Below are 12,297 nucleotides of genomic sequence, written 5' to 3'. Positions count from 1 at the left end.
TGCGAGCGACGAGGACGGTGAGTGAACATGAAAGCGACCGGGCGACCGTCGACGGGACATTGGCCCACTGGCATGATGCGGGCTTCGGTGATAACGGAACCCGAGCATGTGCGGCTTGTCGAAGTTCCGATACCGGACCCGGTGCCGGGACACGTCTTGATCCGAGTGGCGCGCGTCGGTCTGTGCGGCACCGACTCAGAACTTCTGCGTGGTGCGGCTCGTTATATCCGAGACGGGCGCGCTTCCTTCCCGCTGCGATACGGGCACGAATGGGCGGGCGTAGTGGAAGCGGTCTGCGGTGCCGATTCGGTGCTTCCAGGGGACCGAGTGGTGGGCCAGACCATGATTTGGTGCGGCAGCTGTCGCGGTTGCCAAACGGGGCGGCGCAACGAGTGCACCAGGATGGTCGAAGTAGGGCTGTACGGTTGCGCGGGCGCTGCGGCTCACTATGTCATGGTTCCAGCGACCGCGTTGACAGTCCTTCCCGCTACCGTCGACGCCGACGCGGCGGTACTGATCGAGCCTGCCGTTACGGTGTTGGCCGGAATCGACGCGTTGTCCATACGGCATTCGGACACTGTCATGATCATCGGGACCGGCACAATCGGATTGCTCGCATTGCAGATGCTGAAAGGAAGGGTCGCCCGGTTGTCTGTGATCGGGATCGATGAAAACGGGCTGGAACTGGCAGGTCGATTGGGGGCATCGGATAGATTCGACCCGGCGGAGCTCGAAGAAGGATCTTATTCGGTGGTCGTCGAGGCATCGGGAAGCCCGGAAGCCCTGGCGATGGCAATCCGTGGCTCTGCGGTCGGTGCCCGGATCGCGGTGATCGGAATCAGCGATGAGATAGCCGACGGAATCGACGTCAACAAGCTTGTACTTGCCGGGTTGAGCATCCGAGGCATCCGGCACGGCCTGGACTACTATCCGGACGCCGTGGGGCTTTTCGGATCGGGCACACTCGACGCCCACACACTGATCGATCGAGTCGAACCGCTGGAGCACGCGGCACTGGCGTTCGCTGAGTTGGCGGCACCGCGGCGAGCGCCGAAGATCCTTTTGGATCCATGGCGATAGTGGGAGGAATCGTGTGGGAGACGAACCTACGGGGTGGGTGGCGCCCCCTCTACTGACAGGACCGGGCATTGAACAGTCGAGAAGTAGCCGTTGAATGGATCGCCGAACCAAGAGACCGTCGCGCACCCTGGACAGTGCACATCAACACCAGTGCCAACGGCGGTGGTGTCGCTGAGCTCATTCGCGCCGTCATATTCAGCTCCAATGGTGGGCGGAACGACCTCGGCTGGGCTGTGGTGAGGGGTGGCCCCCAGTTCTATTCCTTCACCAAAAATGTCCATCACTTGCTGCACGGACGTGGCGCCCCCTCCGATCCGTTGACTGCCGGCGCAGATCGAGACGTGTACCGAGAAACACTGGCTCTTGCTCTTGCCGATATCGTGGCGATGGTCAGACCTGGAGATGTAGTGGTTTTGCACGACCCTCAAACGCTGGGTTTGGCGCCGGGGCTGGCCCTGCACGGTATTCGGGTCATGTGGCATTGTCACGTAGGGTCACGATCGGATCCCTCAGGGGCGAAATCGCTTGTTTGGCGCTACTTCTCGGCTGATCTGCAAGCAGTGGAGAGAGTGGTGGTTACCCATGGTGAATACTTGAAAGACGCGCCTGTCGGGGTGGTAGAGGAGGCCCGCCCCGCGATATGGGCCGACTCACCGAAGAACGCCCCGATGACAGCCGATCAGGTCAACACACGGCTCGCCGAACTCGGACTCTACGAGTCGGGCCCGGTGGAGACGGAAATCAGTCGCGTCTGGCAGGCACATTCCCTTCCCTCGTCGGCACTCGTCGTGCTCCAGGTGGGTCGCTGGGATCCACTCAAAGGGATTACCGCTGTACTACGGTGCTCCGAACACTTCGGCCGAAACGTGCACTTGGTTCTTGCCGGACCTGATCCCCGAGAGGTGGTCGACGACCCAGAGGGCCGTGCGGAACTCGATGAAGTACTCCGAGTGTTCCACGCACTACCGAGCGATGTCCGCGCGCGAACTCATATCGTGGCGATGGCCATGGTGGGCAATGACCGTGACTCGAACGAGTATCGGGTGAACGCTCTCCAGCGCCGCGCGGACATCGTCGTACAGAAAAGTATCGAGGAGGGATTCGGGTTGGCCGTCACAGAGGCGATGTACAAATCCAAACCTATCGTCGCTTCACGAATCGGAGGGCTCGACGGCCAAGTGATCCACGGCGTAAACGGCTTCCTCGTCGGAATCGATGACGACGACGAATTCATTGCCTCGGTTGTACGCCTGTGTGAAGATCGACCGCTCCGGCTCGAATTCGGCCGCAGAGGGAGGCAGCGGGTAACCGAGAATTATTTGATCGGACGACTGGTTTCGGACTACGACAATATGATGCACGGGGGGCGCCGCTGAGCAGCCGCGGAAGAGATCCGGGTCCCAGTCCAGTGCTTTGCGGGGACGGTCGTCGAGTTCGTCCGCGACCGCCTGGAGCGCTGCGGCATCATGGGACCGAAGGTCACTGTTCCGTAAGAAGTAATGGCGCAGAGGGCCATTGGTGTCCTCATTGGTGCCGCAATGCCATGGTGCGCCTGGGTCGCAGAAGTAGACGGCCATGTCCATCGCGATGCCGAATTCGCGTCGGCCAGCATCGGTTCCGGGCAACGCACGGCCCGTCTGTCTGGGTAGATCCGGCACCGGTTGATGATCGTGATGCGCTTGTCCCAGTCCGCAGACGAGCGCTCGTCTGTCCCAATATGTTTCGCTGCCTGAGACCGCGTCAGGCCTTCGGCTCGAAGCCTCGAAACTCTTCCCGTCGTGGGTTCACCCGCCGCGCCTCACTGGTGAATATGCCCGCCTAGTTCGCTCACTTGTAGAGTGAAGCCGAGCTCACGGGCAACAGCGGACACGTGTCGACCAGCCTCAGATTGAGTTGAGTGGGGATCCAGCTGCCGTGGAAGCCGGTGGGGATTCGGACGGGTAGGTGGACTTCGGCGAGGGGCGGGCTGTCGAGGTCGGCGGCGTCGAGGATCAGAAGGTAGCCGTTTCCGCGGATGTGATTGTGGGCGAAGCTCATCAGGTATCCGTCGTCCTCGTCCGTTGCGTGGTGGCGCGGGACGAATACGGCCTCGCCGCAGGTGTGGCCGTCGGGTAGTCGGTGGGTGCGCCGGGAGGCGCCGTCTGCGAAGTCGTAGCGGTAGATGCGGGAGTGGTGTGGTTGGGCTTCGAGCGAGAAGCTGGTCAGGTAACCGAAGCGGTGGCGGTGCCCGACCGTGGTGTCGGCGACGCGCGGGTACTCGACCACCGCGTCGTCCACCTGCTGTTCGGTGACGGTGCCCTCGGCGAGCTTCAGGCGCCACTGGTGCAGGCGCGGCAGCCCGCCGCCGATATCGTCGGTACCGGCCCGCCACAGTTCGGGCACCCGTGTGCCGGTGAGGGTGATGGTGCCGTCGGCCTCGAAGGCGTTGAGGGTATGCCATACATAGCAGGGTTCGATGTCGAACCAGCGGACCGGGCCACCGGTGCGGGCCATGACCCCGAACCGGGCGTGATGTCCGTCGTCCCAGCGCCACCCGGGGGTGGCCTTGTCGAACACGACCGGCAGGTCCATGAAAACCACGTGGTGCCGGGTTACGGCGAAGTCGTGCATCATCGTGGCTCGCGGAATGTCGATCGGCTGTGTCTGGATCAGCTCGCCGGAGGGTGATGCTCGGTGGTAGGTCAGATACGGAGGGCGCAGCTGGTAACCGAAGAAGAGCAACTCGCCGGATTCGGGACAGATCTTGGGGTGTGCGGTCATCGGTGTTCGCAGCGCGCCGTCGAAGGTGAACGGTCCCACGGTCTCCAGCTCCGGGGTGAGCTGGTAGGGGAAGCCGCCTTCCTCGAGGGCCAGAAGTCGGCCCGCGTGGGCGATCACGTGGGTGTTGGCGGTGGTGACCCGGTAATCCATGGTCGCGGTCGCGGGGTCGAAACCGAGGTCGAAGCGCGATCGGCCGGGGTGGTGATAGAGCGGGGTACGCACGTAGCGGTTGCGGTACCAGTGCGCCCGGCCGTCCGCCAAGGCGACCGCGTGGACCATGCCGTCCCCGGCGAAATAGTGCGGTGACCACCCGGTACGCGGGTTGGGACCGTTGCGCACGAACACTCCGTTCAGGTCCGCGGGTATCTCTCCGATCACCTCCGTCGGTTCCACGGTGAATTCCTCGGTAACCGGCGCGTTGTTCCCGGCCAGATGCAGTGGCACATCGGCATTCGACGGATTTGCCATCGGTGGATCTCCCCTTCCCTGGGTCGCCGTGCCAGGATGCCGAGACAATTCACGAACAAACAGTCTTGTTCTTACCGGCGCCCTCAGCCACCCACCGAACTCCCAGCTCAGCGCGTTGGAAAAACATCGCCGGCGACGTGCTGCGAGCTCGGTCCGTTCGCGGATCGCGCGGCTGGGAGGCCGTTGCGGTGAGTGAATCATTCGCTCGCTTGTGAGAAAGCGTTCTAGGGTGCGCACGTGCCTATGGAGGTGCGGGGTTCATACGACGTGCGATTCGCCGGTGTCGCCGAGGCGCTCGCGGCCTCAGCCCCCCGTGTGGGCCGAGCAGGTGCCGCACCCGCACGTCCTGTTCGCCGCCCGCCGCGAACTCCGGCCAATATTCGGCGACCGGCGCGTTCAGATCGCGTTCGCCATGGTCGGCCAAGATCAGCGCACGCAACGCCACCATCGTCTTGGTCGTCGATAAGACGTTGACCATGGTGTCCTCTTCCCACGCGGCGGCGATGGCCACGTGGAACGACCCTCTATTACAACGCCGGGGCATGTGCGGCTGAGCCAGGTGAACGTGGCTCCTTCGGCTGAATTTCCAGGGTCGAGCGGGAGCGCGTGTCGTCGAACTGCTGCTGCGGGATATCCCGGTCCTTCGCGCCGCGCCGTCCGGAAGGAGACGGCTCAGGTGTCGGCCGCGCCGGCTCGCTGTGCGGCCAGTTGTACTTCCAGCTGCTGGATGCGTTCTCGTAGCGGTTCGGTCAGATCGCGTACTTCGTCTGCGGTGAACCGTGGAGTGATGAGTTTCGGGCAGTTCCAGTCGAAGGCCACGACTTCGACGGTCATGAGCCCTTCGAATTTGCCGTCGATGTCTTCTCGGCCGAGTATTTCGGGGTCCGGATCGGGGTCGAACCGCGCATGCCCAAGTATTTTGAGCCGCTTACGGTTCGGGTAATCGACTGCGATCATCGCGACCCGGTCGTCGTTGTCGAGGTGGCCGGCCGTGATGTATTGCCGGTTGCCGGTGCGCTCAGCCCACGCCAATCGGGTGGGGCCGAGCACCTTCACGAATCCTGTCGGCCCGCCGCGATGCTGAACGTAGGGCCAGCCGTTGCTTCCGACCGAAGCGAGGTAGAAGCTGTCGCGACGGGTGAGGAACTCGGCTTCCGCCGCGCCCATGCCATCGGGCACGGGCGCGGCGGAAAGTGAGCGTTCGTAGCGGCCGTATGAACCTTGCCTGCGTTGATGCGCTTGCTCATCCGGTCCGAACGTCAGGGCGAAGAAGTGCTCCATGGTCAGAACGACAGGATGCGGTATCCGTTGTCGACCAGGGCGCGCAGGCTGGCCAGGCCGGAGGTGCCCGGCAGCGGGTTGTCCTTGATCAGGTCGATACCGCTGGCCTGCACGCCCTGGCTGCTGCCGAAGACGTCGGCGCATCCGCATGAGGCACCGGCGATGGTATGGCGTACTGCTTGATAGACCTCGTACGCGGGATGATCGGGCGCGTTGAGCAATTCAGGCCAGCGGGTACCCGCACCGTGAAACTGCACGCGGACCTCGTCGCCGCCCTGATCGAAGTCATAGGCAGCCGCGAGTGCGTTGAACACGCGACCGAGAGCTTCGTCGCCGCCTTTGGGGTCGCTCAGCACGAGTACCGCGGTCTTGGTCACAGCTTCTCCGGTCATAGATTCTTCTCCTTCAACTGAGAACGCTCGTTCTCGAGCGACACGGTTAGCATAGGAGAACGATGGTTCTCAACGCAAGGGAGTCGGCCGTGCAGGATGAATCGGATGCGCTACGGGTGCTTGCCGCCGCCGAGCGGTTGTTCAACGACCGCGGGATACAGGCGGTGGGCATGGACGCCATCCGCGACGCCGCGGATGTACCGCTGAAGCGTCTCTATCGGCACTTCCCCTCGAAGGCAGATCTGGTGCGTGCCGTTCTGGGGCAGCGTGACTGTGAGGTGCGCGCGGCGATCGCGCAGTTCGTCGAGGCACATGCGGATACGCCTCGAGAGCGGGTGCTCGCCGTTTTCGACTTCCTGTTCGAGTGGTTCGCCGATCCCGGTTTCCGGGGCTGCCTGTTCATCAACACGGTCGGGGAGCTGGGCGGCACATCCGATGACGTCGGCCGGATCGCCAGGCAGCACAAACTCGCGGTGCGCGACTACCTGTCCGATCTCGTCGCCGACTGCTCGCTTCCGGAAGCGTTGGCCGACCAGCTGCTGATTCTTGCCAACGGCGCGATGGTCACCGCAGCCATGCACGACGATCCTCAGGCTGCGCACAGAGCACGCGACGCAGCCGACATCCTGCTGGCGGCAGCTGAATGCCACGGCGAATAGGCGGCATCGACGACCGGTCGGGACTATCTGGGTGGTTGGCAAGCGGCATGCGCCGCTGACCGTCCGGGTGCCAGGCAACACGGGCCGGGTCCCGGGCGAACAACGTCGACAGCGATCGCGCGGTCTGCGGGGCTGCACCTTGGAAGGGGAACTTGTCCTCGTCGGATCCCCTCAGCCGGGAGGTATCTGCCCAACTGGTCCGGGAGGCCGGATGCGAAGCACTGATCGCGGAAAACGACGTAGCCGATCCCGAGCAGAACCAGCGCATGGTGGATCTCGCACTCGAACACTTCGGGCAGATAGCTGTACTCGTCGACAACGCCGGTGTCGGCACCGCTCGGTCTGCCGTACGCGAGACGCCGGAGCAATTCCGCCAAGTCGTCGACGTCAACCTCAACGGCTCCTACTGGGCCGCGCAGGCGTGCGGACAGGTCATGGAGCCGGGTTCGGCGATCATCGATATCGCCAGCATCATCGCGCTCACCACAGCAGGTCTGCCGCAGGCCGGCTACAGCGCCAGCGAAGCCGGGGTCATCGGATTGACCCGCGATCTGGCTGGCCTCCGACGCCGCCACATACGTCACCTTGGTCATTCGTGCGCGCCGTTGGTGTGCCGGTAGTCGCTGGGCGATTGTCCGTAGGTGCGGTGGAACAAGCGGCTGAAGTGGGCGGGGTCGGTGAACCCCCACCGGTAAGCGATGGCGTATATCGGCTGGATGGCCATGTGTGGGTCGGTCAGGTCGTGGTGACAGCGTTGGAGGCGGCGTCGGCGTATCCACTCGGCTGGAGTGATGTCGTTGTCTGCGAACAACTTCTGGAGTGCGCGCAGGGAGATGTGATGGGCGCGGGCTACCTGTCCGGGCGTGAGATCGGGGTCGCCGAGGTGCTGTTCGATGAACTCATGAATCCGAGCGTGTAGAGCACGGCGGCGCGCCTGTGGTGTCAGCATGTCGTGTGCCTGCAAGGGTGTCGCGAGCGTGGCCGCGAGCAATTCGAGGGTGACCGAAGCGAGCGCGGGAGCCTGATCAGGGGTGTATTCCCCAGCGCGGGTCGCTAGCTCGGTCAGCCATCTGGCGAAGGTCGCACCGATTCCGTGATCGGACGGAATGGGTACGGCGAGCAGTTGATCGACGTGCTTGGCAGGCAGCGCGAGCAGCTCTCGACTCAGGACCAGGTTCAGATAAGGTTTGTCGAGGTTGGAGGACCGCCATCCGTCGAATGGGTGAGAGGTGTTGAGCAGGTTGAATTCGTTGACTCCGCACAGTGCTTCTCTGCCGGCCTGGCGTATCAGGGTACGGCCGGAGGAAACGAAGTTGACTTGGTATGCCTCCGGGTCGGAACGTCGGATCATCTTCGCGTCGCGGGTGGCCCGGACGCCGGGGTTGGCCAACGCCGACAGGTGCATACCTTCCCAGGCCAGTAATCGCCCCGTCGCGGGGAATCCGTCACTCCGGCCGCCGGCGTCGATGCGGATGGGGAAGAACTCGTTGTTGACGTGGTCGAGCCAACAGTCGAACTGATCCCGCTCTGACAACTCGGTAGTGTCGAACTCTTGCAACAACACCGCTACCCCCTTGCGATTGTGTCGCTATCCATTGTGCTACAAGCGAATTCGAGCAATCAAGCCCGTCTGGACAGATCTGGCCGCTGCGGTATCGGATCCGGGGGTGCATGACACCGAGACTCGCTCCCGGGGCGCGGGAGACACGGCGCGATCGAGCTCGATGCCTATTGCAGGGCATGATCCTCCGCGCCATGCGTGGGTCTTCGGTCTGATCACACCCTTGTAAGTATCGCCGCTCTGCCGCCGGAATCGGCGCTGGGCTGCTGCTGCTCGGCCTCTCCGCCGGCGCCGCTCCTGCATCTGCCGCCGAAAGGAACTACCAGGCGAACATCTGCCAGTCGGGCGTGGCCTATACGGTGGCCAACGTCGGTGGATGGAACCAGCACAACCAGTTCGTCCACACGCCGAACTTCACTATCGCCAACGCGTACGGTTGCAGCTCGAGCGGAGCGAAGGATCTCATCGGTACGCTCGTGGGCATGGGCGGGGACTTGTTAGTGCTGATCGCCACCATGGGCCCGTTGGCACTGTTCGGGTGGGCGGCTATTCGGGCGAAGCACCGCGGCCTCGGAGGGTCGTTCGTCGGGCCATTTCAGGAGATGTTTGATCCCAGCGCGGCGCGAGCACAAATCGTCATCGAGGAGATCGCGGAACTGCCGGATCCTGCGGACTCCGGCGACCCGGACAACGACGACGATGCGCCGAACACAGTGATGTATAAGGGTGTTCGGCTCTACATCAACCCTGATAAGGCTCCGCGGCGCGGAGGTGACGGGACCACCAGGCAAAGCTGGGTGAGCACCCGCCTGGCCAAGGGCAGGCTCGGTGAAGTAAAAGGACTCCGAATCAGCTACAGCGGCGTCAAAGACAAACTCGCCCAGATCGATTCCACTCTCCCACGCACCACGCCAGCAACGGGACCCGGAATGCCCACGTTCGGCTCAATCTCCGGAGAAGTTCTGCCTCATGAGAATCAAGTGCATACAAGCCTGTGTCGATATGCGCTCCTGCGGCTGGATCCGCAACAACACACTCGGCTGGAACAAATCCGAGACAACCTCACCAACCGGATCAGCGAAGCTGAGCGAGAGGGATGGCTCGGCGAGATCAAAGGCCTGCAAGTAAGCCTCGCCGGTGCTGAAGGCGAACTGGCCCAACTCGACGAGGAAGCAGCCCGGCGGACCGTCATCATCCGGTCCCGGGCGTTCGCCCCGTGCCGCAGCTCGCGCCGGGCGGTGGCCTGGGCATCGTCGCGGCGGTGCTGAGCTGTACCGTCGTCGCCGGGCCCGCGTTGATCGCCATCGCCTCGCCCCACTATCAAACGGTGCGTGACACTCCGACCGGCACGGCCGAATACGAGGCCGCAATGGATGCTTGGGCACCGCTCACGCTCCTGGGAATCCTCGCTTGGGGGTTCACGCTGACGCTCGCAGGCGCGCTATTCCTGTGCTGGTTGTGGCGGGCCAGGATCAATGCCGAACCCCTGGATCCGAGTGCGCATACGCTCAGGCGTGGCTGGACGATCGGCAGCTGGCTTCTTCCCCTCGGAAATCTTGTCCTCCCCGCGCTTGTCGTCGGCGACGTGCACCGAGCCAGCCGCACGCCCGTGGCGGGCGACGCCGCCTCGGGCTACAGTCCGCTGGTGGCGTTCTGGTGGCTGAGCTGGCTCACGACCTGGATATGGACCTGGCTCGCGCTCTTGCTCCAGCAGCCGATCCTGTGGTGGGCGACGACGGCGTTCTTCGCGCTGACCGCGGCTCTGCTCGTCCCGGTCATCCGGCAGATCGACGGCGGGCAACAGGCGGCAGCGGACCAGCGATACCCCACCTGGCAGGCGCCGACTTCCTAGGCGTGCCCCTATATCCGAAGAAGGCGCTTGTGCATGCGTCGTCTATGGCGTTGCGTCGCCCGGGGACCCGGCTACTCGCCGAGGTAGCGACGAGGGCGACGGCGCCCCGCCAGTGGAAAGCTTGCCGGCGCAGCCACTGGTCGCGATCTCTCCGGTTGCGGAGTGGTCGCTGCTGTGCTTTGTATGGGCCCGGTCACCCCCGAGACCACCGCGCTCGGGATCGTCCAGGTGACAAAGGAGCACGGACACTTCGGCGCAGGGCAGCCGAGCCGATCCCCATGTCGAAGTACGCATCGACGGGGAGCGGATAGGACAGTTGACTCCGCAGATGAGCCAGCGCTTTCTGCCGATGATCCGGCATCTGGAGTCGCGGGGGCTGATCTGGTCACAGCGTGCTGGGGCGAAATCACCGGATCGGCGGGTCGCGGCGAAGGTGCGAATCGACGCGATCAAGGCAAACGAAGCGAGCCCGGACGTCCTGGACGGACCGCCGGTCACTATCCCCCGCCTACTCCTCGCGTTGCGCGATCCCCTCGCTTACGACCTGACAGCCATGCGGAGCGGGATGCGCTTGTCCAGCGATGGGAACAGCGGTGTGCCGCCGCCGTGCGCCACGGGTGTTCACCAGTTTCGGTACGGCCAGTGCAGAGCACCCAGGCCGGTGAGCAAGAGGTAGGCGCCGACCCAGACCCACGTCAAGATGGTCCGGGTCCGACGCTCGTCGGGCCGCAGAGCCGTGACGAGGTTGCAGAGCTACTTGCACCGCGATCGGGCCGATGAGCAGGACGGGAACCGCTATGAAGATCGCCAGGATCAGCGACCAAGACGACTCCGAGATGCTCGCCAGCGCGAAGGCGTAGCCGAAGAAGACAGCAATCCCGATGAATGCCAGAGGGATGATCGCGAACTGTAGAGCACCTTCCCGAAAGCCGACGAGCGCCATGCCGACGGCGAGAACCGGCATGGCCGCCAAACAGACGGCGGCGAGCTTCGGCACCCAAGCGGCCCAGCCGCTTTTGTTGCCCACCCGGTCGATGATCGACTGGAATACGCTGATACTCGCGCCTTTTCCGAATCAGTCGCCGGTTGTTCCACTCAGGTCATGCACTCGCACCTGCCACCGGATCGGGAACCGACTCGTACACCAACCATTCCGGCGAACCCGAACTCGTACTGCCGAATCGCGCACACCTCAACTCCTCGCGTTCGCGGCGGTCGCTGTTGCGCTGATCAGCCGGTAGATGATCGGCTGGGCGGCGATATCGTTGGCGGCGAAGTTGGCCAGGACGAAGGTGCGGAAGCTCGGCCGCAACAGCAGGCTGGGCAGGAAGGCGCGCAGGGTGGGCCAGCCGGCGTGGTTGACGAGCGTGTAATCGTCCGGTTCGCCGGGCAGTGGACGCATCGGAACCGAGTCCGGCAGTGCGGTTGTGCGCTGGAACCAGCCCGCGGTGTATTCCCAGACGTCGTAGACGGTGTCGCGGTTCGGGCAGTGGAAGTAGTTGAACAGAAACCAGTTACCCAGATCGTGGGCCACATCGGCGATCCGGGCCGGACTGCTCGTGGCGATCTGGTGTACGTGCCGGGCGCTGCCGGTCAGCAGCGCCACCGATTCCTGCCATACCGGGTCGGCGCGGACCGCGTCGAGGTCGGCGACGGTGCGGGTGCGGACGAGTACGACGATGTCGTATCGGGCGGGACGAACTCCGGCCCGGCGCAACAGTTCGCCACCCTCGCCGGGAGGCCGCAGTGCCGCCCGGAACGCTGTCGCCTCGAGGACATCGGCTCGGTGAGCCAGCCGCGCGCAGAGCGTACCGAGCCTGGCCGAGACGCGGCGTCGTGATCGGGCAGGCAGCGGGAACGGCCCGGCCCAGCCGCCTGTTTCGGCTGCCAGCAGCAAAAATCCGTTCTCTGTGGGCGTGCTGAGGCGCGCCTTGACGGCCAGGTGGTCGTTGACGATCTTCACGGCGGTTTTCCGTTCTCGCGTAGGTCCTGGAGTTCAGCGGCGGTCGAGCCCGGACAGCCGCCAGGCCAGCCGGTTGCGCACGGGCGCGGCCTTGCCCGCCAGCGCCATGGCGGTGTTGCGCATCGGTCGCACGCGTGCCGATGCGGTGGCCAGGTCGGTGAGCCGGCTCGCTGTGGACACCACGGTTGCCGCGGTGCGGCGCCGGGCGTCGGCGTAGTCGTCGAGCAGGCTTTCCGGTTCACCGGCCAGCACCCGCGACAGCGTCGTCGCGGCCGTGACGG

General features: G+C 64.4%; 12 protein-coding genes and 2 pseudogenes. 6 read left to right on the top strand and 8 right to left on the bottom strand.

The window, feature by feature from the left end:
• The first annotated feature begins 27 nt into the window (after positions 1-27).
• Entirely contained in the window at positions 28-1,080 is a 1,053-nt protein-coding gene (locus tag ON19_RS39825) for a zinc-dependent alcohol dehydrogenase (RefSeq protein WP_083899775.1), read from the top strand.
• A gap of 134 nt (positions 1,081-1,214) precedes the next feature.
• Positions 1,215-2,456 (top strand): glycosyltransferase, encoded by a 1,242-nt coding sequence (locus ON19_RS40955; protein WP_157229931.1) that lies wholly within the window; start codon positions 1,215-1,217, stop codon positions 2,454-2,456.
• A gap of 451 nt (positions 2,457-2,907) precedes the next feature.
• Here ON19_RS40955 and ON19_RS31950 read toward each other — a convergent pair whose 3' ends face one another.
• From ON19_RS31950 to ON19_RS31935, 4 genes are all read right to left on the bottom strand, one after another.
• Positions 2,908-4,308 (bottom strand): carotenoid oxygenase family protein, encoded by a 1,401-nt coding sequence (locus tag ON19_RS31950; protein ID WP_083899772.1) that lies wholly within the window; start codon positions 4,306-4,308, stop codon positions 2,908-2,910.
• A 241-nt stretch (positions 4,309-4,549) separates the two neighbouring features.
• Positions 4,550-4,819, bottom strand: coding sequence for a serine hydrolase domain-containing protein (locus ON19_RS44155; RefSeq protein ID WP_043701306.1), 270 nt, complete (start codon positions 4,817-4,819; stop codon positions 4,550-4,552).
• Positions 4,820-4,980: 161 nt separating this feature from the next.
• Positions 4,981-5,589 (bottom strand): pyridoxamine 5'-phosphate oxidase family protein, encoded by a 609-nt coding sequence (locus ON19_RS31940; protein WP_043701305.1) that lies wholly within the window; start codon positions 5,587-5,589, stop codon positions 4,981-4,983.
• Between the two features lie 2 nt (positions 5,590-5,591).
• Positions 5,592-5,966, bottom strand: a complete 375-nt coding sequence (locus tag ON19_RS31935) for a DsrE family protein (protein ID WP_218006509.1) — start codon at positions 5,964-5,966, stop codon at positions 5,592-5,594.
• Between the two features lie 77 nt (positions 5,967-6,043).
• Between ON19_RS31935 and ON19_RS31930 the strand changes: the two genes are divergently transcribed.
• Together ON19_RS31930 and ON19_RS31925 are read left to right on the top strand one after the other, a co-directional pair.
• Positions 6,044-6,640: a TetR/AcrR family transcriptional regulator gene (locus tag ON19_RS31930; protein WP_051169511.1), complete on the top strand. Its 597-nt coding sequence runs from the start codon at positions 6,044-6,046 to the stop codon at positions 6,638-6,640.
• 179 nt (positions 6,641-6,819) lie between these two features.
• Positions 6,820-7,197, top strand: a pseudogene (locus ON19_RS31925) (SDR family NAD(P)-dependent oxidoreductase); the annotation flags it as partial.
• A gap of 32 nt (positions 7,198-7,229) precedes the next feature.
• Here the strand turns inward: ON19_RS31925 and ON19_RS31920 are convergent.
• Positions 7,230-8,174 (bottom strand): AraC-like ligand-binding domain-containing protein, encoded by a 945-nt coding sequence (locus ON19_RS31920; protein ID WP_169334240.1) that lies wholly within the window; start codon positions 8,172-8,174, stop codon positions 7,230-7,232.
• Positions 8,175-8,548: 374 nt separating this feature from the next.
• On the opposite strand from ON19_RS31920, the gene ON19_RS44150 reads away from it, so the two are divergent.
• On the top strand, positions 8,549-9,469 hold the full coding sequence (locus ON19_RS44150) for a hypothetical protein (protein ID WP_227954798.1): 921 nt from the start codon (positions 8,549-8,551) through the stop codon (positions 9,467-9,469).
• Positions 9,463-10,053, top strand: a complete 591-nt coding sequence (locus tag ON19_RS39385; protein WP_169334239.1) for a DUF4328 domain-containing protein — start codon at positions 9,463-9,465, stop codon at positions 10,051-10,053. The genes ON19_RS44150 and ON19_RS39385 overlap by 7 nt, the downstream gene beginning before the upstream one ends.
• A gap of 508 nt (positions 10,054-10,561) precedes the next feature.
• On the opposite strand, the gene ON19_RS42395 is transcribed toward ON19_RS39385, so the two are convergent.
• The 3 genes and pseudogenes from ON19_RS42395 to ON19_RS31890 all read right to left on the bottom strand — a co-directional run.
• The gene (locus ON19_RS42395; RefSeq protein ID WP_157229930.1) at positions 10,562-11,080 is read right to left on the bottom strand and encodes a hypothetical protein; all 519 of its coding nucleotides are present in this window, start codon (positions 11,078-11,080) and stop codon (positions 10,562-10,564) included.
• Positions 11,081-11,245: 165 nt separating this feature from the next.
• Positions 11,246-12,016, bottom strand: coding sequence for a hypothetical protein (locus tag ON19_RS31895; protein WP_043701296.1), 771 nt, complete (start codon positions 12,014-12,016; stop codon positions 11,246-11,248).
• A 33-nt stretch (positions 12,017-12,049) separates the two neighbouring features.
• Positions 12,050-12,297: pseudogene (locus ON19_RS31890) on the bottom strand (pentachlorophenol monooxygenase); the annotation flags it as partial.

This window comes from Nocardia abscessus NBRC 100374 (assembly GCF_000308455.1).
Lineage (GTDB): Bacteria > Actinomycetota > Actinomycetes > Mycobacteriales > Mycobacteriaceae > Nocardia > Nocardia abscessus.
This window is presented reverse-complemented; position numbering and strand designations above follow the sequence as displayed.